This is a genomic window from uncultured Odoribacter sp. (genome assembly GCF_937966165.1).
Taxonomy (GTDB): Bacteria; Bacteroidota; Bacteroidia; order Bacteroidales; family Marinifilaceae; genus Culturomica.
In genome coordinates, this window is sequence record NZ_CALCLB010000027.1 from 17,590 (window position 1) to 39,611 (window position 22,022).

The following is a 22,022-nucleotide window of genomic DNA, read 5'->3' on the forward strand; positions in this document are numbered from 1 at the left end:
AAAATTGCATATGAAAAATAAAATCAAATATTGGATCGGGTTACCCGTATTATTGTTCTGCTCCTGTAACAATTTTCTGGATTTGGATAATTTCCAGAATATTCCGGCAAAGGACGCTTATAATACGGTGGAAGATGTACAAAACGGCTTGAATGGTATGTATAACGCATTGGGATACTATTATTTTTACGGAAGAAACGTGGTCGCTTTAGGGGATCTGGCTGCTGATAATGCAATTGCCAGTTCTTCTACGGGACATTTTTTGTCCATAAACCGGTATAATTTTTCTGATACGGATGAGAATCTGGATTATATATGGCAGGGAGGATACCAGGTGATAGACAGAGCTACCCGTACGATTCAGGGGGCCAAAAAACTGTTAACTGTCTCCCGGGAAATGCATCTTACCGAAAAAGAAACGGCTAGTTTGCAGTCTTATATTTCCCAGTGTTATGCTTTACGGGCTTTGGCAGAACATGTTCTGGTCAATATTTTTGCTTTGCCCTATCGTGCCGGAGAAACAAATAATCAGCTGGGAATTGTGTTGATGGATAATGAACCGATAGAACCGTTTACTCAGGTAGAGAGGGCTACGGTAGCGCAAACCTACGATCAGATATTGAGGGATATAGAAGAAGCGGGCAGGTGGTATACTTATGTGGATAATTATAATCAGAACAATGAGGACGATTTGATTTTGTTGAATCAGTTTTATATGAACCGGGCTGCAATTTATGCTCTGGAAGCCCGCGTAAATCTGTTTATGGAAAACTATGGACGGGCTGTTATTGCTGCTGATTCTGCCGTTATCCTCCGGGATGCTTCTCCTGTTTCAAATGAAACTTACCTGAAAATGTGGTCATCTACGGCTATCAGCGACGAAGATATTCTGACGATTTCTAAATCGGAAAATGATAATTTATCTGCCAATGCATTGAATACTTTGTATGGAAGTTACAGAGCCAGTTTAACGGATACTGTAGTTAACTTATTTGCTTCCACGGATATCCGTTTGAAATTAATCGATGTGAGAACAAGGCATCCCAGGAAATTTGACGGTATTCCGACTTCTCAGGTCGTGAATAATATTCCGGTATTCCGGGTTTCAGAAATGTATTTAATTCAGGCAGAAGCTTATGCTCATCAGGGAAATGTCGGAAAAGCACAGGAAGCATTGTTGTATACGGCTAAAAGAAATACAGCTATTGAAACTGTAGGGGATCTGCCTGCTACTACGCAGGAAATACTGGCTTTTATCGCAGAGGAAAGGAGAAGGGAATTTTTTGAAGAGGGATTCCGCTGGTTTGATGTCCGTCGCACGGGAGAACTTATCAGTGTTGCGAATGGAAGTTATCCTGATTTTGATGTAGCGGCTTTTGTTTATCCTATACCTGCTTCCGAAATCAACTCCGGGTTTGGGGTTACTCAAAATCCAGGTTGGGAAAATACATTACCGAAATAGTAAACTGTAAAATTGAAAGCTGAAATTGAAAGTCAAAGGCCTGGGTCCGACAGTATATGCTGTTTCCTTTCCGCCTTTGACTTTTGATATTTCTTTAACATTTACGGTACCGATTCACATAATTTGTGTTATATTCGGGCGAATGCAAAAATATGAGAAAAGTATTTAAATATTTCTTCCGTACGATTCTGGGAATCATCCTGTTTCTGGTGTTGTTGGTAATTCTGCTTTATTTACCTCCTGTACAACGGTTTGTAAAAAATAAAGCGGTAGCTTACGCGGCAAAGAAATTAGATATGCAGGTAGAAGTCGGAAATCTGGCGCTGAGGTTCCCTTTGGACTTAACGCTGGAAGAGGTATATATCGGGAAAACGGTAGCAGATACTTTTGCTTATGTGGGGAAGCTTCATATAGATGTCGGAATAAAGCGGATTTTCCGGAAAGAATTGGCTGTAAAAGAATTGGTACTCAATCGGGTGAAGTTCCGGCTGCAAAATGATACTACCGGGATGAGACTGTCCGTCCGCTTGGATACGCTGGACTTGAAAGCAGACCGGGTTGATTTAAAAACTAAAGAAGCAGAGGTCCGGGAATTGAAGTTGGCAGAAGGAGCCGTTTCTTTATTGGGAGGGAAAGAGACGGAAGAAAAAGATACGGCAAATGCTGCACCTTTTGATTGGAAATTTTACCTGGATGAGGTGGAATTGTCCCGGGTCAGTTACGATATGAAAACCTTGACTTTACCCTTATTATCGGCCCGGGTGGAAAAGGGCGGCATCACAAAAGGGCAGGTGGATATCGGAAAGCAGGAAGTAGTGGTGCAGCGGGTAGAGATTGCAGAGGGAGTGTGTCGTATAAAGACGTCGGCTGCTGCTGTTCCGGAACCTGAACCAGTGCCGGAATCGGATACCACTTCTCTGTGGACGGTGAGAGCCGGGAGTGTTGAAGTGAAAGATTATGCTTTTGCCCTTTCGGAAAGTACCGGACAGTATTTTGAAATGAATTTAACCCATATCGGGGTACAACTGGATAGTGTCTATAATCGGGGAACTGTAATAAGGGCAGATCTGAATCAGTTGCAGCTGGTCCGAAAAGAAGGAGGACAGATAGAACAGATGCAGGCCCGTATAGATCTGGATTCTACTTATACGGAGGCCGGAAATGTGTCTATCCGTACCCCTTACAGCTCTGTCCGCCTGAATGCTTTTTCTGAAGCCCCCCTTGATGGGATCATCCGGCAGTCTCCTTTGAAAGTGAAATTGGAAGCTTCCGTTGGAATGGAGGATATACGTCTATTCTGGAAGGATATACCTGCGGAAATTGCTGATAAGAAACTGAATATTCAGACCGAATTTGCTTATTCTCAGGATCGGATCGGTTTAAAGCGTTTGAGAACTTCGATAGCCGGCTGTTTTGATTTGCAGGCAAAAGGACAATTTACGTCCATACAGAATATACGGGATGTATCCGGAGATCTTGTATTAAAGGGGAATTTGGAGAATGTCGCTTTTGTAAAGAATCTGGTAGAGGGAAATTTTGAAATTCCCTCCCATATTCAACTTGACCTGGAAGTTTCCGCCTCAAAAGGAGAATTGTATCCGCATGCGGAATTGTGCCGGAATAATGGTTGTCTGACGATAGCCGGTTATTATTCTGTTCCTGCGGCCGCATACGATTTGCATATACAGGCCGATAGCTTTGATATAGCCCCCTTTTTACCGGCTGATTCTCTGGGAACTGTAACGGCGGATATCCGGTTGGCCGGGAAAGGTATCGATTTGAAAAAAGCAGAAAGCCGCCTTGCCGTAGAAATCGGGAATCTGGAATACAAAAGGCACAATTACCGGGAGATCCGGCTGAACGCTGACATCAATCAGATGAAGTTGAATGGAGAATTGAAAAGTGAAGATCCGGATTTGACATTACAGCTTACTTTCCAGGCCGATTCTCTGGATAAACGTTATGTATTGGGAGTAGAAGGAGAGATCGGAAATGCAAATTTGAAAGAATTGAATTTTTCCCGGGAGGACTTGTCTTTGGCTATGGGAGTTAAAATAAATGCTGCTGTAGAAAAAACCGATAATTATCTGTTAAATGTTGGAATAGAACGGGTACGCATAGACGATGGACGGGGTTTTTACACTCTGGGAGACCTTTTGTTACATCTGGTTAGCGACAGGCGGCAAACCAATATCGACCTGGTATCGGGTGATTTTCACATGACTTTCCGTGCGGATACCCTCATTACTCAGTTACCTCCTTTGTTTTCGGCTGCTGTTACAGAAATACAACAGCAAATCCGTGAACGGGATTTTGACATGGAAAAAATTCAGGTTTTATTCCCTTTTTTCCGCATGAAGATAAGCGGGAGTACCGAAAATGTAATGGGAAAATACCTGAAATCCAAAGGGATACTTTTTAAGGAAATTACATTAGCTGTTATTTCGAATGAGGAGAGTGGCTTTCACCTGAATTCTACTGTTTTACATCCTGTTTTAGATAAAGTGGAACTGGATTCTGTTGTTTTGAATATCAGTCAGCAGGGGGCAGGTATAACCTATAATTTACAGGCCATGAATCCTCAGGGAATCGTGAAAGATTTGTATAATGTACAGGCATCGGGCTATATCCGCCAAAACCGCTTAGAAGTTGAATTGTGCCAGAAGAATAAGGAAGGTCAGGTCGGAGTACATATCGGTGCTGATTTAATCCTGAGGGACAGTTCATTTGTTATTCGTTTATTCCCGGAAAATCCGGTATTGGGATATAGTACGTGGATCGTAAACGCTGATAACCGGATTATAATTGGTCCTGAAGGACAAATCACAGCGGATCTGCGGATAGCTTATCAGGAAAAATTAGTGAGCATGCAATCGCTGGAGGATGCAGGGGAAGAAAAAGAACGTTTACAGATTGAGATCAATGGGATTGATTTGGCTGCACTTACCAATGTTATCCCTTTTATACCGGATTTAAGCGGGATTTTAAATACAGATTTGTTGCTCTATTCTGTAGAGGATCACATGATTGCAGACGGAAATCTGTCTATTAATAATTTTTATTACCAGAAACAACGGATAGGGGATGTTTTGTTGAATATTAAGTACGATGCGGCCAATCGTTTCACAAACCACGCCGTGAATTTTGCGCTGTATTTAGACAAAATGCAAAGAGTGATTGTAAAAGGGAGATTTTCGACTGCAGCACAGAATCGGGAGATAGATGTCGATCTGGATATCCCCTCTTTACCCCTTTATATTGTGAATGCTTTTTTACCGGCAGATGTGGTCAAACTGAATGGGGATTTGAAGGGAAGGATTGAATTGAGGGAAGATCTAGACCGGCCCCGGATAAATGGAGGACTTGCTTTCCGGGACGGAAGTGCAGAGGTAATCCTGTTGGGTACTGTTTTTGGTCTGGATTCTGCCTTGATACCAGTAGAAGAAGGGAAGATCTTGTTTCGTAATTTTGCCTTTACAGCTCCTAACCGGCAGGCGTTGCTGGTAAATGGGTCGTTGAATTTGACTCCGTTTTCGGATATGCGGATGGATATGGAGTTTAAGGCTAATAATTTTCAGGTGATCAATGTAAAGCAGAATCCGGTTTCCTTATTATATGGAAAAGCTTATGCTGATATCGGAATTAGCCTGAAAGGCCCTTTTAATGCTTTGAATCTGACCGGCGGCATCCATTTATTGAACAATACTTCCATCAATTACGTGATAAAGAGTTCAACTCCTCAATTGAAAGACCGTAGCCTAGAATTGGTCCGTTTTGTCTCTTTCCGGGATACGACTTTGTTACAAAAAGATTTTTTGACGAACCGGATCAATAACAGTAGCTTTACGATGAAATTGTTTGTTGAGATCGGAAATGCCGTAAATGTCGTGATTCATTTGTCCGAAGAGGGAGATAACCAGGTGGCTATACAGGGAGGAGGTAATTTGATTTATTCGATGAATCCGGAAGGAGGGAATAATCTGGCCGGAAAATATACTTTAAGCGGAGGAATGGTGCGTTACGGCATTCCGGTTGTCGGAGAGAAGAATTTTACAATCCGGAGCGGAAGCTATGTGGAATGGACGGGGCCGCTGGAGAACCCTTCCTTATATATTACCGCCAGCGAATCCGTAAGAGTGAGCGTTACCGAAGATAATCAAAGTTCCCGGCTGGTCAGTTTTGATGCTATCATCCGGATAGAAGGAAGTCTGAATCAGCCGCAGATCACTTTTGACCTTTCGGCTCCGAACGACCAGGCAATTCAAACCCAACTGGCTGCCTTTTCTGCAGAAGAACGGACAAAACAAGCCATGAATTTATTGATTTATGGTACTTATTCGGGACCGGGAACGATGAATTCCGGTAATAATGCCAATAATACATTGAATAATTTTGTTGAAAAAGAATTGAATCAATGGAGCCGTAAATATTTGAAAAATGCCGGACTGACATTCGGTATCGATAGTTATAATCAGATTGGTGCCGGCGGACAGGAAGTGAAGAAAACAGACGTCTCCTATCAATTTTCGAAACAATTGTTTAATGATAAAATAAATGTGAAAATAGGAGGGCGGGTTACAACCGATAATGATCCGGGAACAAGTATGGAACAAAATCTGGTGGACGATATCGCTATTGAATATATGTTTAGTAAAAACCGGAATTGGTTCTTGAAAATTTTCAGACATACGAATTATGAAAGTGTATTGGAAGGGGAAGTTACCCAAACCGGTTTCGGTATCGTTTTACGGAAAAGCTTCCGGAAAGTAAAAGACTTATTTATCCGGAAGTCAAAACGGATCATGCGGGATAATCAAAGTAAAAAATAAGGATGATGAGGAGATGTAAATTCTATCCGGAAGGAAATAAACGCCTGTTTCGTACAGGACGTAACATTTTCTTTTTTCTCTGTTTTTCCCTATTGCTTTTTGCTTGTTCGACAACTAAAAAACTGACGGAAGGAGAAGTACTGTATACGGGAGTGAAAAAAATGAAGATAGAGACACCAAAGAAATTGAAATTGCAAGGTCCTGAAAAATCAGCTTTGACCACTCCTTTATCCTATCCTCCGAATAATCCCTTATTTTCTCCTTATGTACGGAGCCCTTTCCCTATCGGACTTTGGGTATACAACTGGAATATAAAAAAAGAGAAGGGCTTAAAATGGTGGCTGTACCGGAAGTTGTCTAAAAAACCTGTTTTGATATCGGATGTACAACCCGAATTGAGATTGGGTATGGTGGAAAATAATATGAAGGATTTCGGTTTTTTTGGTGTAGAGTCCCGTTATGAAATTGTTCCGCACAAACACAATCCGAAAAAAGCCCGGATCAGTTATTGGGTGAAACTGCCTCAGCCTTTCCGTTATGGCAGTATAGAATTGTGGGGCTGGAGGGGAGAAATGGATAGTATTGTCCGGCGGTCTATGCGTTTTAGTTTACTTAAAACCGGTCAGCAGTATGATATTAATATAATGGAGCAGGAAAGGCAGCGGATTTCCGATCTGTTACGAAACAAAGGTTATTATTATTTCCAGCCTTCTTATATTGAATTTTTGGCAGATACCACCCGGCGGCATGGGATTGCTGACGTCCGGATTGGCTTAAAGCAGGGAATACCTTCTCCGGCTTTTTACCCTTATCATGTCAAAGAAGTGCATATTTCGCTTTCCGGAAATGACAGTGGACTGCCCCGTGATACCCTATTTTACAACGGACTCCGCTTGGACTATACCCCTCCGGAAACATTAAAACCGAAAATATTGGCCCGGGCTGTCAATGTGAGACCCGGACAACTTTATACGGCCTGGCGTCAAAGCCGTACTCAGCGGGAATTTGTGCAGTTGGGGGTATTTAAATTTGTCAACCTGACTATCGATCCGGCGGATTCGGTCGGCAGCAGGTTGTTAAACTATAAAATTTATGCAGATTATGCTTTGCCGATAGAAACGGAGATTGAACTGGATTTGGCTTCCAAATCCAATAACTTATTGGGGCCGGGTTTGATACTGAGTCTTAACAATAAAAATATGTTCAAGCGGGCTGAGACGTTTTCTTTAAAATTGAACGGAGCTTATGAATGGCAGATTGGAGGGGAAAAGACAACAAAGGGGAAGTCCGGTTTAGTAAATTCTTATGAGTTGGGTATTAATCTGAATTTGTCGGTCCCGCGTCTATTGGTCCCGAAATTTTTGAAAACAACGCGGGACCGGCAGGAACGGACTAATTTTCAAATCGGTACTGATTTTTTAAATCGCCATAGCTATTTCCGGATGATTTCTTTCTGGGGAAGTGCAACCTATGATTTTAACTCCTCCCGACGGAATTACCATTCTGTTGTTCCTTTCAAGTTGAGTTATACGCATTTGTTACGTACTTCCCATGAATTCGATTCCACTTTGAATAATAACCCGGCTATTGCTCTGAGTTTTAAGAATCAGTTTATTCCTTCTATGTCTTATACATATACTTTCGACCGGGCCGCAACTTACCGGAACCCCAACCGGATTTTCTGGCAGACTTCTCTGACTCAGGCGGGAAATATCATTTCGGGCGTACAGGCTCTATTCGGAGAAACCGGGGAAGGAAGAAAAATACTGGGAAATCGTTATTCCCAGTTTTTAAAATTGACGACGGAAATTATTAAATACAAAAAGACTTCCGATAATTCTCAGGTGGCCATGCGTTTTATGGGAGGAATCGGCTATGCTTATGGGAATGCGAAAGTTATGCCTTACAGCGAACAATTCTACATTGGAGGGGCTAATAGTATACGGGCCTTTCAAATTCGTTCCATTGGTCCGGGAAGTTATCATCCACCCCGGAAAACCGTCACGGCTTATCTGGATCAGACCGGTGATATTAAGTTAGAAGCCAATATCGGGTATCGTTTTAAAATTGCCGGCCGTTTCAATGGTGCAGTCTTTGCTGATGCTGGAAATATTTGGTTACTGAGGAAAGAAGAACAGCGGCCGGGTGGGGAATTCCGTTTAAAAGGACTTTGGAAAGAAATTGCTTTAGGGACGGGTTTTGGATTGCGTTACGATATCACGTATATTATTGTACGGGCGGATTTGGGGGTAGCATTACATGCTCCGTATAATACGGGAAAATCTGGTTATTTCAATATCAGGAGTTATAATTTCCACGACGGATTGGTATTGAATTTGGCCATTGGCTATCCGTTTTAGGGAGAATGTCAGAAAATTAAAATCCGGTTTTATCGCTGATTTTTCCTTTTTTATTTTTTATTTTTTTCTTTTTGTTCTATCTTTGCCCCCGCTGTATTGGAGAGATGCAGGAGTGGCTGATCTGGCTCGCCTGGAAAGCGGGTATACCTCAAAAGGGTATCAGGGGTTCGAATCCCCTTCTCTCCGCCAGATGAAGGAGTTAACTTGAAAAAGTTAACTCTTTTTTGATTGATTTATGGGGGATTCGAACCCCTAATACCCTTTTGCAGGGATATGTTTATTGAAAGGGAATATTTATTTTTGTAGAAACTGGTTCGGTAAATATATGAATGAAAATCTTTGGATTCCCTTTTTACTTACTTTGTTAGTCGGATTGGCTACGGGGATAGGAAGTATGATCGCTTTTTTTGCTCATCATACCAATAAGCGTTTTTTATCTTTTTCATTGGGACTTTCAGCGGGAGTGATGATTTATGTATCGTTTGTTGAAATATTTAGTGAGGCACAGGATTTATTTGTCGCTGAATTGGGAACGAAACCCGGATTGGGAATGGCCGTGCTGTTCTTTTTCGGTGGCATGCTGCTGATTGGGCTGATCGACCGGCTGGTGCCGTCTTTCGAAAATCCCCATGAAGTAAAAGCGGTGGAATGTATGGATGCCCGTCCTCCCCAAAACGGCCACTTGATGCGGATGGGGGTAATGACGGCCCTGGTGATCGGGATTCACAATTTCCCGGAAGGAATAGCTACATTTGCTGCTGCGGTGGAAAGCCCTACCCTGGGAATTGCTATTGCCGTAGCTATTGCCATTCACAATATTCCGGAAGGAATAGCTGTATCGGTACCTATTTATTATGCCACAGGCGACCGGAAAAAAGCATTTCGTTTATCTTTTCTCTCAGGACTGGCAGAACCGGTCGGCGCTTTACTGGCTTGGGGAATATTGCTGCCATTTATGTCACCGATGGTTATGGGCGGGGTTTTTGCTGCAGTAGCCGGTATTATGGTATTTATCTCCATGGACGAGTTACTGCCGGCCGCCCGTGAATATGGCGAACACCACGTGTCGATCTATGGATTGGTGACCGGAATGGGGGTCATGGCTTTGAGTTTGGTATTATTGGCTTAAAAATATTTATATTGGCATATGGTAATCTGTAAACGTCTGACAGATTATTTGCTTTTTTTCTGAAATAAATTTAAGGAGGTTGAAAATTCTGCTCATGGAATATGCGAAGAACGGATTTACCAGATCCGGAAACATTGGCCGGAAAAAATTTATAATAAGAAATGGCGGTTTGCAGAGGTACAAGCTCAGGTAAATGTTCTGTCGGAGAAATAGATAAATGTTATGTATGTTAACGAAACTGACGTACCGGGTTCATTTTTCATCAGAACCAGAGAGGTATATCCACAGGAGCGTCTGGCAAATATGAACCAGGCACGAAGTTTCATTCATCCTCTAACGCTTATCCCCTTTAATATTTTGAAGAGTGTTTTTTTAGGTTTTCCAATATTTGCCAGCATTGGTATAAACCTCTGGGGACATGGAAACAACCTTTCCATTTTCCGCCTTTAAGGGGTAAGAGTACTTCTCCCTGTCGGTTGAGATAGCCAAACCATTCCGGATATTCCGGATCGGCAAAATGCGTCCATACGTAATCATGAACGCTCTCAAACCAGTCGAGGCATTCTTGGGATCCGGTCAGTTGATAACCTTTTAGCATGGAAATCAGTGTTTCAATGTGTACCCACCATAATTTCTGGTCCCATTCCAATTGCTGTACCGGATGCCCCAGACGATCCATAAAATAGAAAATTCCCCCCTCTTTTTGATCCCAGCCGTATCTCACTTCCTGCAATGCAATTTGTACCGCTTTTTCGATGAGTTCTTTGCGCCCGAGACGTACTCCGAGGTCCATAATAAACCACATGGCTTCTATGGCATGTCCGGGATTCAGTAAGCGGCCGTCGAAATTATCCAGTAATTCGCCTCTGGTAGAAACATTTTCTACAATTAACCCCAGTTCCGGACGATAAAACACGTCCATAACTTCGTGTATACAAGTTTCTATTGTTTTTTGCATGAATTCTTTTTCCAGCAAAGGCTCTATTTCCAAAGCCAGATTGCATAAAATCATCGGCAGGGCAAATCCTTTCATATTGCGTGTGCCTGGATAAGCTTTATTCCACTTCCCTTTCGGATTATCTATTTTCGACAAGATGAGGTCAAACGTTTTCTTGGCTATATCGGCATACTCCTGACGACCTGTAGCTAGGCTTAATTGTCCGAATGCCATGGTCGCAAATGTATAAGAAAAAATATTGTAAGGTTCTACCAAAGGTTGTCCTTCCCGGCTCAGGGCAAAATACCAGTTGTAGTTTCCGTCATGTCCGTATTTTTTCAAAAATTCGGCTCCTTGTACAGCACAATCCAGCCATTCCTGTTTTTTTTCCACTTTATTGTAAAGCATGGAAAACATCCATACTTCCCGTCCTTGCAGCCAGATGAATTTGTCGGTATCGAATACATTTCCTTTCCGGTCTAAACAGGTGAAATATCCTCCGTATTCCTTATCCTGGGATTTCTCCAGCCAAAAAGGAAGTACCTTATCCAATAATTCACTTTTGTATTGTGTTGCTAATTTTTCGAAATGAATCATCGCCATTTAATTTTATCAATGTTGTGTTTTAATGATTTCAATGTTTTAATTGTTTCCAGGTCAGGCCTTGCTGCCGTTTTTTCAGAGGGAAAAATAAACTGAAAAGGAAGGCTATCCCTACGGAGATGACAATACCTATTGCCCCGTATAATAAAAAGGATACGGGGGTATAAATACTCAATACCAACACGGCCAGAGTTCCTGAGACAAAACCTAATAAAGCACCGCGGGCATCAATGCGGTCGAAAAAGATACCCATAATGAATAATCCGCCCAGGCCGCTCGACAACAATCCCAAAATGGAATTGAAATAATCCAGTAACGACAATATATTCCAGGTAGCCATCATAACAGCCAGGATTGTCCCTAACCCTCCGGCAATAAAAGATGCCCAGCGGGCTATGCTTAAAATTTTTTTGTCGCTGCTCCGGGGAGTCCAATGCTTGAAAATATCCATGGAAAATGCCGTTGCAGTAGAATTGATATTGGAAGCTATTGTCGACATGGTTGCCGCAAAGATTGCTGCAATCAGTAAGCCTGCCATCCCTACGGGCATCTGGCTCATCATGAAAAAGGGAAATATTGCATCCCCGTTGGAAAGGGTATAATCTAATTCTCCCGGCCGGGATTTGAAAAAGGTGTATAGTCCGGTACCGATCAGATAAAAAATGACAGAAATAAATACGCTCATAAAACCGTTCATCAGAATTCCTTTTCCGGCGCTTTTTTCATCTTTCGTGGTCAGATAGCGCTGGATAACCGTTTGATCGGAAGTGTAAGAGATTAGATTATTGGCAATACCTCCCAATATGACAACCCAGAAAACGGCTTTGGTGCAATCAAAACTCCAGTTAAAAAGCCGGAATTTATCATGGTCCAGGGCTATGTCGATAAAGCCGCTTACTCCTCCTTCTGTATGTAAAATCAGATAAATTGCAGCGAACAGCGCTCCCCCCACCAGGATAAAACCCTGGATAACATCTCCCCAAACGACGGCTTCTACTCCTCCCATAGTACAATATATAACGGTTACAATTCCCATTAAAATAATACAGATATAAATATCTATTCCCGTTACTGTTGTCAAGGCCAGGGAAGGCAGGTAGAGTACCAATGCTGTACGGGCAACCATAAAAGAAATGAATAAAATACTGGCCATAAAACGGGTGGTGTAATTAAAACGCAATTGTAAATATTCATAGGCACTGGTTACATTCAGCCGGCGGAAAAAGGGCAAATAATATTTTATAACGGGAAAGGATACCAGCAGTATCGTAATCAACATAGGATAGTAAGTCCAGTTCGTAGCGAAAGATTTTGCCGGAATGGCCATATAGGTGATGGCGCTCAGCATGGTGGCATAAATACTAATTCCGGCTGCCCACCAGGGAATTCGTCCTCCTCCCTTAAAAAAGTCGTCGCTACTCGCAGCCCTGCGCATAAAGTAGTAACCTAAAAGTAACATCCCCAGCAGATAGATAAACAGAACACTCCAGTTGATCCACCCGAAATGAGTCCGGGTACCTAATTCTATTGCATATACACCGGTGGAGCGGAAACCCGGTTTACTTTCCCCGTTGACGATAATCCAGGTTTTCTGATAAGGAATAACTGCTGCTCCTGCTAGTGCTAATTGAGGAAAATACCCTTCCGTAATCCAGGAATCTGTCAGCGTATGGTAGAGGAGTAAACGGCTGTTAAAGTGATACCATTCCCGAGGGTGTTTTAGATAATTTTTCTGTTCTTCCGACAAGTTCTTCCAAAGGGAATCGTTCCCGGTTTGCCAGGCTTGTTCCATGTAAAAAGGACGGTTTATGGCATTTTCAAAACGTTCCCTGTTGACCCCGCCTATACATAAGATGTGATGACTTCCGGAACAGACAGCTGCGCTTCCTGTCAGAGCCATTGCCTGAGTTTCACCATAAGGCAGAATTTCGGCTACCGGGTACCATTTTTTATCCCGGGGACTATATGAAATGCCGTCAGTATATACATGACCTGCTTTCCCAGCCTCTCCTGGAAAGTAACCGCCCAGAATGAAAAAACGGCTTTCTTCAGCAGTATTTTGCACAACAGCTGTCGGTTGTACCCGGCCTTTACCGGGAAAAGAGGGCAGTTCTTCCCATTCCTGCGGATCTTCCAATTTTAAGGAAAAGCACCGATTTGCGGGTTCTCCCTCGATATTTCCCCCGGCGATATATACCCTTCCTCCTCCTGAAGCTCCGGCCATATTGTCTATACAGAACGGTAAATCAGGCCATTTTTCCGGGACGACCTGCGATTGGGTGGCATCCCATTTCAATAGCCAACATTCCCTGAACGCTCCGGATTCATTCCTGCCGCCTATGCAAAGAACTCCTTCCGGAATACTTATACTTACGCCATAGGCTGCTTCCCGGGGTAATTTCCCGGCTTTTTTCCAACGGGCCTTTTCCTGGAACGGGTTTTCTAGGATATAAATATCCTTGTAATAAACCTTTTTCGCACTGTCAGCTGTAGCACCTGCAGGGAAATTACAACCTCCGGCTACAATTAATCGATTTTCAATCAAACCGGCATAAGGGGCGGAAACCCCTTGACGGAGACCTTCCTTTTCCGAAACGACCAGGTCAGCCAGTTTTTTCAAACTAGCTGTATTGTGGTGATTATCCCTTATAGGCACAAGGGTGTCAGTGTAATTTCCTGTTCTATCTTTTTCTCGTAAAACGTCAACTCCGGTATTAACCGGTCCCGTATAAGCTCCTGCTTCTACAGAAATGGAAATAAATATTACTGACCACAGGAGATAGTGTAAAACGGCTATCTTCATAATTTTATATAATACTAAAGATTTCTCCTTTATAGGGGTGTATAGAGCTATGGCTTATCTGTTCTGCAAATTAATTGTCCGGATGAAAGAAGTATCTTTGATTTTTCAGCGATTACAACGATGAAAGAAACCGATCGCTTCCAGTTCGGTTTTCATTGCTTTTTCCTCCTCATCGGTCATGTTCCGGAAAGGAGTGCGGTTCTTACCTAAATCCAGACCGATCAATTTCATGATCCGTTTACCCCCGACGATGTTCCCCCGGTAATTGCAAATGACATTGATTACAGCCTGGGAAAAATTTTGTAGCTCCCTGGCTTTTTCTATATCTCCCTCTGCCCAGGCATCCAGTATGCCTACCAATGCGCGCCCGTTGTAATTAGTCGTCCCCCCTATACCGCCTTGTGCTCCCCCCATAGCCAAACACGGCAGAATCGTTTCATCCTGTCCGTGGAGCATATCGAATTTACCTGCTTTGTAAAGCCGGCATTGATTGTATTCGTATAGGCTTTCGTAAGTGTATTTAATCCCTGCAAAATTAGAAATACGTCCGTCTACAGCTTTTAAAAAATCGAGCATAGGTAAATAAGCATTATTGAAAGCAGGAATATGATAGTAATAAAAGGGTAATTCCGGTGCTCCGCAAGCAATTTCTTCGCAATATCTGACCAGTTCTTCTACACGTCCGATCTTAGGGAAAGGGGTCGCCATAGCACCGATCCCCCAGGCACCGATTTCCTGAGCGTGAGCGGCCAGGTTACGGCTCATTTTTACACAGGTGCTCCCTACGTGTACGATTACTTTAAATTCTTTAGGAGCTGCTTCTATCCATTTTTCCGCCAGTTTCATCCGTTCGGATGCTGTGAGCATATATCCTTCTCCCGAAGAGCCATTTATAAAAACGCCTTTCAGACCGTTGTTTTTTAATAATTTTGCGTAAGCCTCTATCGGTTCATAGTTTACTTCCCCGTTTTCATAAAACGGTGTAAAAGGGGCATCAATTAATCCTTTAATTTTTTCCATTTTTTTACTATTAGAACGTATTTCCGCTTTACATAAATGCCTGTTTTTCTGCAATTAAAACTGGAAATACAAAACTGTTTTTTAGCTGGCTTTGAAAACTGTATAATAAGTTTTAGCAGGCTTAAATTTTTAATTATTAGAGATGTACTTTGGCAATTGCCTTTTTGATTTTTCCCTGGCCTATGCAAGGGGCATGTCCATCCTCCGGAAAAAAGATAGCAAACTTCCCCGGAGTCAATTTAAAATAAACAGAAGCTTTATCCGGATAAAAAGTGATGTCGTCCTTTTCATTATAGGCTTCGTCCGGCCGGGATAACAAACTACGGGATTCCCAGGCATAGGTTTCTTCACCCACTAATGGAAATTGAATGTCAATGTAGTTATTATGCGTTTCCAGTATGGCGTCATTTCTCTCTTTTCCCTGAACTTCCGTTATGTTTATAAAGACCCGTTCTCCGTCCAATTCTATTTTCCCTAAATCATATTTCGTCAGGTCATGTGTTTTGACGTAATCAAATACCTGTTTAAAAGCTGTGTGCAGACTTTCCGCTACAGCACTATTTTTCAGTATATCTATAATCATATTTTGAAGATTTAAGACCGCTATCCGAATTGTTTGCAAACGTACTATATAATTTTGCAAGGGCAAAAATATATATTAAATATTTTTAATAATGCGAAGACTTATTTTAAAAAATATTTTTATAATAAAAGGAGTATTTACGATTTAGTAGGGGAGTATAGGTTGAATTTTTGTTTTGTGATCAGGGAGCTATCAGGGAAGGTTCATAATTTTAGCCCGTAAAAGCATAGCTGCTCCGATTGCGCTGGCGTTGTCGCCTAACTTAGATCTTTTGAAGCAGGTGTCTTTACGGATAAGACTTAAAGAGTATTTATTAATGGCTGTTTTCAAAGGTAACATTAAATAATCGCCGGCTAACGACAAACTGCCACCGATAACGACTAATTCGGGATTGAACAAGTTAATCAGAATTCCTACCCCTCTTCCCAGTTTTTCAGCCATTTCCGAAATGAGGGAAATGGCCAGAATATCCTCATTATTAGCGGCTTGTATGATATCATAGAGGAGTATTTCTTGGCCTTTTTCCCATTGTTCGGCAAGAATTGAAGTTTCTCCCGATTTCAGGTGTTCAATAAATATCTTTTCCAGGGCCAGTCCTGAAGCTTCAGTTTCGAGGCATCCCTTTTTTCCGCAATGACATAGTTTTTCGTTATTGAAAAGGGGAATATGCCCGAATTCTCCGGCAAAACCGGTTTTACCGGAATAGAGTTTGTTATCGATCAGCATACCTATTCCTACTCCTCTGCCGACATTCAGGAATATGACGTTTTTTTCTTCTTTTACAACTCCGCTTGTTTTTTCTGCATACATCATGGCCCGGCTATCATTTTCTATATAGGTCCGGATACCTAAACGTTGATATAATATATCGGTCAGGGGAGTTTCACTGAAATTGAAATACGTATAGCTATACCCATTATTGGAATCTATTCGTCCGGTGAGACTGAAACCGATCCCTAAAATTTCTTTTTTGTCGGCCTCTGTTTCCGAAATAAATTTTTCCGTTTCCAGACATACCTGCTCCAATGCTTCCGGTGTGTTTTCGAGGATAAAGGGAATTTCTTGTTTTTTTTGCAGAATATGGCCTTTAAAATCCAATAGGACAAAATCTATACGCCTTCTCCGGATGTCTGCTCCTATAAAGTAAAAAGCATCGGCAGCTAGTCCGAATACATTGGGACGCCTTCCCCCACCAGTGGACAGTTTGCCGAGCTCGGCCAAATACCCTTCTTCTTTTAATTCTTGAACAAACCTGGTAATTGTCGGAATACTTAAAGTAAGTTCTCCCGATAAATCCGCTATCGTGGCTTCTTCGTGAGTGGTAAGATAGGATAAAATTGTCTTTTTCAGTAGATTGTTCCTGAATTCTGTTCCTGAATTTCTATCTTTCCCAAACCTCAGTACATTTCCAAAATCGTCCATGTTTATTTTTAGGTTAAAAGTAATGAATTTACAAATATACAAGGAGTTCATTCTTTTGTTATTATTTTTAAGAATTGTTTAGTGAAAAAAGTTTGAATATATTTTAAAATAATTTAAGTTTGGACTTTGTCTTACAATATTGAAAGGAGAGAAAGAGAGAAATGAAAAGCATTTTTGAAGGAGCATTTTATATTCTTTATAGATATATTTTTTTATTAAAAGTAGTTTCAATTATAAGATTTTAGAGAGTTATTCGAGAGTTTTGATTTATAAAACCATTTTTTAATTTTACTAATTACACTATGAAAAAAAATTTTATGTATGTTGCAATAGCTTCTTTGCTATTGGGTGCTTGTTCGAAAGACGACATTGAAGCAGGACCACAACCCGGTTCAGGGAAAGGAATGTTAATGATAAAAGCTTCCCTGCAGCTTGTAAGTGAAGAAGATGGGGGAGCTGGGATACAAGCGGCTCCTTCGGTTGATTTCACCGGTTATACGCTGACTTTGAATGGTCCCGACGGTAAAAAAGAGTCGGATTTTGTGGAAAATGATACTATAAAAGATTTAACGGCGGGAGAATATGAGGTTATATTAAATTCCCGTAAGACGGCTTTCACCGTACCGGAATTTGAAATGCCGGTTTACAAGGGGACAACAGAAACGACTGTTACTGAAGATGAGGTAACGGAGGCGAAAGTAACTGCTACCCAGAGTAATGCAGGTGTATTTTTCGTATACGATGCTTCCTTGGAAGAAACCAAATATGCAGCTATAATTCCTTCCGTAGCTTATGATGGTGTCGCACTTCGTTTTAATGGTGAAGACCGGGAGCGTAAGGGATATTTTCCTGTAGGGAATCTGGCTTTCTCTCTGAAAGAAGATGAAAAAGGGCTGCTGATCGATGGAGAACCCGAAAAGCTTCTGACGGTTGAAGCCGCCCAGCTCTGGAAAATGACACTGAAGGCCGATGAGACAAGCGCAAATGTAATATTGACGGCTGTTGAAGTAAATAATCCTGAAAATGTGCTGACATGGAAAGTAAGTCCTGTACCTCCTCCCGTTGAAGGAACACCGGTAGAAGGAAGTGCTTTGATTGATTATCCGGAAGGACAGGCTGCTACGATTACTACGCTTACGGTTACAGGAGCTATTCCTTCAGAAGAAGCTTGGAGGGCTCTCAATAAATTTACAGCTCTTGAGCACCTTGTGTTATACGATGAGGCCGGAACAATGCCCGATAATCTGTTCTACGATACGGAAACCAGGAAAACCACTATGCCTCAGTTACTTTCTATTAAGGCTCCTTATCTTACAGGAATCGGGTCGCATTCGCTTTTCGCCTCCAGTATACAGTCTCTTGAAACACCGGTTTTAAAAAGTATCGGACAGTTTGGACTTGCCGGATGTATGAATTTGGAAACAGTTTCTTTTCCTGAATTGGAGACTTTAGGAAATTATGCTTTGTCTGAATGTACAGGACTGTTATCGGCAGATATGCCGAAAATAGAAATGTTGGCACAAGGTACTTTTGATATGTGTAAAAAGCTTGTCGAGGTCAATCTTCCCAATGTTACGGAAGCAGGAGCAGGTGTATTTTACAGGTGTGATGTCTTGGAATCCGTTTCTCTTCCGAAACTTGTCAGAGCCGGAGATAATTTTCTGTCTCATTGTGCTATGCTTAAAAGTGCTCAGTTGCCTGAACTGCTTGAAATCGGAAAAGCTTCTTTCGCTGTTTGTTCTTCTATCGAAAACCTGGATAATCTCAATATGCCGAAATTACAGGCTATTCCGGAAGATATGTTTTATATGTGTGAGAAATTGACAGAGGCGAGTCACAATGTTGTCCAGTCTATCGGAGTGAGGGCTTTCCAGGAGTGTACTGCTTTGCAAAGTTTGTCCTTCCCCAATGTGCTCGCTGTCGGGACTCAGGCTTTTGAATCCTGTACTGCTCTTCAGACCGTATCTATACCTAAAGCTGAAACCATTTCTGAAAAGGCATTTTATAAATGTTCTGTATTGACCACTGTGGATATTACTTCGGCGAAACAGGTCATGGATTTTGCTTTTTGCCTGGATTATGAGTTGACAAACCTGCAGATGAGTGCCGTGGAAACTATTGGTAATTCTGCTTTTTATAATACTAAGGTCGTAACACTCGACATGCCCAAATTAATTTCTTGCGGAAAAGAGGCATTCCGGAAATGTACAGCTTTAGAAAGTGTCTCTATGGCAAAACTGACCGTTTTTTCTAACTATATGTTTGGAGAATGTACCGCTTTGAAGACCGTCAGCGCACCGGTTGTGGAAACTTCTGCAGACGGGCATTCTTTTAATGGATGTTCTGCTATCGAAAGTATTTCATTTCCTGTAATGAAAATTGTCGGAAATAATTTATTTTCCGGAGCTCTTGCCCTTAAAGAAATCTCTTTGCCCATAGCAGAGACCATCGGTAATAACGCATTTGCACGAGCTTCTATAACTGAAATCTCTTTGCCTAAAGCTGTGACCTTGGGCACTTATGTATTTGACAGATGTGAAAAACTTACAAATGTAAGTTTACCTTTGGTCACGTCAGTTGGGAATTATGCTTTCACCGCTTGTTCCAGTCTGGAAACCCTGGAATTACCCAATGCGCTTACGATTGGTCTCGGAACATTTAATAATTGTACGTTGTTGAAGAACGTTAGTCTGCCCGTTGCCAATAATATAGGCAAATGGAGTTTCCGGAATTGTACCTCTTTGGCCGAGTTGAAACTGGGGGCAAGCGGGGAAATTACTTTTGCAGACCTTGTATTTGCTCATTTGCCGGTACAGAATCCGCAAACCATTACTCCTAATTGTGATTTGAAACTCAATCAGAATGGTGCCGAAATAGGGAACATCAACGGGAACATTTGGAAAGAATATACCTGGAAAAGCATAACAGGCTTCTAATGTGACAAGGGGACGGTTCTTTTGTCACCATATTTTTAAAGAATGGGGAACAGCATTATAAAAAGGTGAAAATTTAAGCACACATAACTTGGCCTTATGTCTCACTGCAGGTTAAGTAACTGATCGGAATTAATGGGAACTTAAAGTCTGTAATAGCTTTTATCAGAATAAATTAGGAAAATATTAAAAGAATCAGCGGACTTTGAAAATCAGTTGTAAACAGGCATGTGTTAGTGCTTACGATTAATTCAATTATTGATTTCGGTTTATAAAAGGGAAAATTAAAGAAGTGACAAAAAGGTGACAAAAGAACCGTCCCCTTGTCCCATTTTATAAGCCGAATTTTATATCTGATATAGAACTGCAAATGGCTTGTGGCTTTTATAAACGATCTTTCGTTTTGTTACAGATTGTATTTTGAGGTATGGTGTTTCATAAGTTGAATTAAAAACATTTTGAAGAAATGGTGACAAAAGAACCGTCCCTTTGTCACCGGCGATGGAAGAGGAGGAGGCCGAGGACGGTGATAAGTCCGTTGATCAGGAGGATTTCAAAGCCGAAGCGATAGCCATTTAGGAGGAAAGTAGAATAACGGTCGATGAGGATGGTAGAGAGGATAGAAAAAAGGGCAATGTAAGGAATGGCTTTGTCCTGTATCCGGATTTTAAAAAAGATTCCGATAAAAAAGAGACCTAATAAAGGACCATAGGTATAACCGGCGAATTTGAAAATAGCGTATACTACGCTTTCGTTATTAAAAGCGTTAAATGCGATAATAACCGAAGCTAAGAGGGCTGCGTTGACCAAATGCGTATAGGAACGAATGTGCTTTTGCCGTATTTCCGTTTGCTTTTGTATGTTCAAGATATCGACAGTGAATGAGGTGGTCATGGCAATCAAAGCCGAATTAGCACTGGAAAAGGCAGCGGCGATTACTCCCAGCATAAAGAAAATGCCGGTGCTAAGGGAGAGATAACGGGTGGCTAAAAGAGGATAAATACTGTCTGTTTTAGCCGGAATAGGGATTCCGTAGGTTTGCATATAAATAAAAAACAGAACACCCAGGCACATAAATATAAAATTGACGGGTATAAACGCCAGACTGAAAGAGAGAAAATTCTTTTTGGCTTCCCGGATATTTTTCAGACTTAAATTTTTTTGCATCATATCCTGATCCAGGCCATTCATAACGATGGCAATGAATATACCGGCGATAAACTGTTTCCAGAAATTATTGGGATTAGACCAAAAGTTTTGAAAATCAAAAATTTGGGCTTGCGGATTATGAGCAACAGAGGAAAGCATTTCCCCAAAAGAAAAGCCAAGGGCTTTTTGTATAGAAAAAATGGTAAACAGGACAGCGAATATCAGAAAAAAAGTTTGAATAAGGTCTGTCCAGATAATGACTTTGATGCCTCCTTTAAAAGTATAAGCCCATAAAATAAAGACGGAAACAGCCACATTCAGGGCAAACGGTATATGTAAGGGAGCAAAGATTGTAATTTGCAATACCAATGTGACGATAAAAAGCCGGAAAGCAGCTCCGATCATTTTGGAAAGCAAAAAAAGGGAAGCACTTGTTTTATAAGCATAATAACCGAATCTTTGTTCGATATAAGTGTAAATAGAGGTTAGATTTAGCTTATAATACAAAGGCAATAAGAAGTGGGCGATCAGGATATAACCTACGAAATTTCCGAGAATAACAGCAAAATAAGTCATTTTGGCCGGGGAAGATACCCAGCCTGGCACTGAAATAAAAGTGACTCCGGAAAGAGTGGTACCAATCATTCCGAAAGCAACGGCCCACCAGGGGGATTTCCCTCCCCCCTTATAAAAGTCTGCGGCATTGGAATGCCGGGAAGTATACCAGGAAATCAGAAGGATAAGTGTAAAATAAACGGTTAAGATAAAAATAGAGAGCCAAGCATTCATGAC

At 41.5% G+C, this 22,022-nt stretch carries 11 protein-coding genes and 1 tRNA gene; 6 read left to right on the forward strand and 6 right to left on the reverse strand.

Annotated elements, in window-relative coordinates:
* Positions 1 to 10: 10 nt before the first annotated feature.
* The 5 genes from Q0465_RS10935 (at position 11) to zupT (ending at position 9,780) form a co-directional block, all read left to right on the forward strand.
* Complete coding sequence (locus Q0465_RS10935; RefSeq protein WP_298616152.1) at positions 11 to 1,462, forward strand: RagB/SusD family nutrient uptake outer membrane protein; 1,452 nt, start codon at positions 11 to 13, stop codon at positions 1,460 to 1,462.
* A gap of 152 nt (positions 1,463 to 1,614) precedes the next feature.
* The gene (locus tag Q0465_RS10940) at positions 1,615 to 6,291 is read left to right on the forward strand and encodes a translocation/assembly module TamB domain-containing protein (protein ID WP_298616154.1); all 4,677 of its coding nucleotides are present in this window, start codon (positions 1,615 to 1,617) and stop codon (positions 6,289 to 6,291) included.
* Between the two features lie 2 nt (positions 6,292 to 6,293).
* Positions 6,294 to 8,651, forward strand: a complete 2,358-nt coding sequence (locus Q0465_RS10945) for a BamA/TamA family outer membrane protein (RefSeq protein WP_298616157.1) — start codon at positions 6,294 to 6,296, stop codon at positions 8,649 to 8,651.
* Between the two features lie 98 nt (positions 8,652 to 8,749).
* Positions 8,750 to 8,840 (forward strand) — tRNA-Ser (locus Q0465_RS10950).
* Between the two features lie 136 nt (positions 8,841 to 8,976).
* A complete protein-coding gene (zupT, locus tag Q0465_RS10955; RefSeq protein WP_298616159.1) occupies positions 8,977 to 9,780 on the forward strand; it encodes a zinc transporter ZupT in 804 nt (267 codons plus the stop codon).
* A gap of 349 nt (positions 9,781 to 10,129) precedes the next feature.
* On the opposite strand, the gene Q0465_RS10960 is transcribed toward zupT, so the two are convergent.
* The 5 genes from Q0465_RS10960 to Q0465_RS10980 form a co-directional block, all read right to left on the reverse strand.
* On the reverse strand, positions 10,130 to 11,311 hold the full coding sequence (locus Q0465_RS10960; protein ID WP_298616325.1) for an AGE family epimerase/isomerase: 1,182 nt from the start codon (positions 11,309 to 11,311) through the stop codon (positions 10,130 to 10,132).
* Positions 11,312 to 11,351: 40 nt separating this feature from the next.
* Positions 11,352 to 14,123: a cyclically-permuted mutarotase family protein gene (locus Q0465_RS10965; RefSeq protein WP_298616161.1), complete on the reverse strand. Its 2,772-nt coding sequence runs from the start codon at positions 14,121 to 14,123 to the stop codon at positions 11,352 to 11,354.
* Between the two features lie 105 nt (positions 14,124 to 14,228).
* Positions 14,229 to 15,143 carry a dihydrodipicolinate synthase family protein gene (locus tag Q0465_RS10970; protein ID WP_298616164.1) on the reverse strand — a complete coding sequence of 305 codons (915 nt, stop codon included), beginning with the start codon at positions 15,141 to 15,143 and terminating at the stop codon, positions 14,229 to 14,231.
* 136 nt (positions 15,144 to 15,279) lie between these two features.
* Positions 15,280 to 15,726: a YhcH/YjgK/YiaL family protein gene (locus Q0465_RS10975; protein WP_298616166.1), complete on the reverse strand. Its 447-nt coding sequence runs from the start codon at positions 15,724 to 15,726 to the stop codon at positions 15,280 to 15,282.
* Positions 15,727 to 15,918: 192 nt separating this feature from the next.
* Entirely contained in the window at positions 15,919 to 17,148 is a 1,230-nt protein-coding gene (locus tag Q0465_RS10980) for an ROK family transcriptional regulator (RefSeq protein ID WP_298616167.1), read from the reverse strand.
* Between the two features lie 302 nt (positions 17,149 to 17,450).
* On the opposite strand from Q0465_RS10980, the gene Q0465_RS10985 reads away from it, so the two are divergent.
* On the forward strand, positions 17,451 to 20,084 hold the full coding sequence (locus tag Q0465_RS10985) for a leucine-rich repeat protein (RefSeq protein WP_298616169.1): 2,634 nt from the start codon (positions 17,451 to 17,453) through the stop codon (positions 20,082 to 20,084).
* Between the two features lie 489 nt (positions 20,085 to 20,573).
* Here the strand turns inward: Q0465_RS10985 and Q0465_RS10990 are convergent, their stop codons facing one another.
* Positions 20,574 to 22,019, reverse strand: coding sequence for a sodium:solute symporter (locus Q0465_RS10990; RefSeq protein ID WP_298616172.1), 1,446 nt, complete (start codon positions 22,017 to 22,019; stop codon positions 20,574 to 20,576).
* Positions 22,020 to 22,022 lie beyond the last annotated feature (3 nt).

Coding starts and splice junctions, on each gene's coding strand:
- Q0465_RS10940 (WP_298616154.1), top strand. CDS start 1,615: ATGAGAAAAGTATTTAAATATTTCTTCCGTACGATTCTGGGAATCATC.
- Q0465_RS10990 (WP_298616172.1), bottom strand. CDS start 22,019: ATGAATGCTTGGCTCTCTATTTTTATCTTAACCGTTTATTTTACACTT.
- Q0465_RS10935 (WP_298616152.1), top strand. CDS start 11: ATGAAAAATAAAATCAAATATTGGATCGGGTTACCCGTATTATTGTTC.
- Q0465_RS10945 (WP_298616157.1), top strand. CDS start 6,294: ATGATGAGGAGATGTAAATTCTATCCGGAAGGAAATAAACGCCTGTTT.
- Q0465_RS10965 (WP_298616161.1), bottom strand. CDS start 14,123: ATGAAGATAGCCGTTTTACACTATCTCCTGTGGTCAGTAATATTTATT.
- Q0465_RS10970 (WP_298616164.1), bottom strand. CDS start 15,143: ATGGAAAAAATTAAAGGATTAATTGATGCCCCTTTTACACCGTTTTAT.
- zupT (WP_298616159.1), top strand. CDS start 8,977: ATGAATGAAAATCTTTGGATTCCCTTTTTACTTACTTTGTTAGTCGGA.
- Q0465_RS10980 (WP_298616167.1), bottom strand. CDS start 17,148: ATGGACGATTTTGGAAATGTACTGAGGTTTGGGAAAGATAGAAATTCA.
- Q0465_RS10985 (WP_298616169.1), top strand. CDS start 17,451: ATGAAAAAAAATTTTATGTATGTTGCAATAGCTTCTTTGCTATTGGGT.
- Q0465_RS10975 (WP_298616166.1), bottom strand. CDS start 15,726: ATGATTATAGATATACTGAAAAATAGTGCTGTAGCGGAAAGTCTGCAC.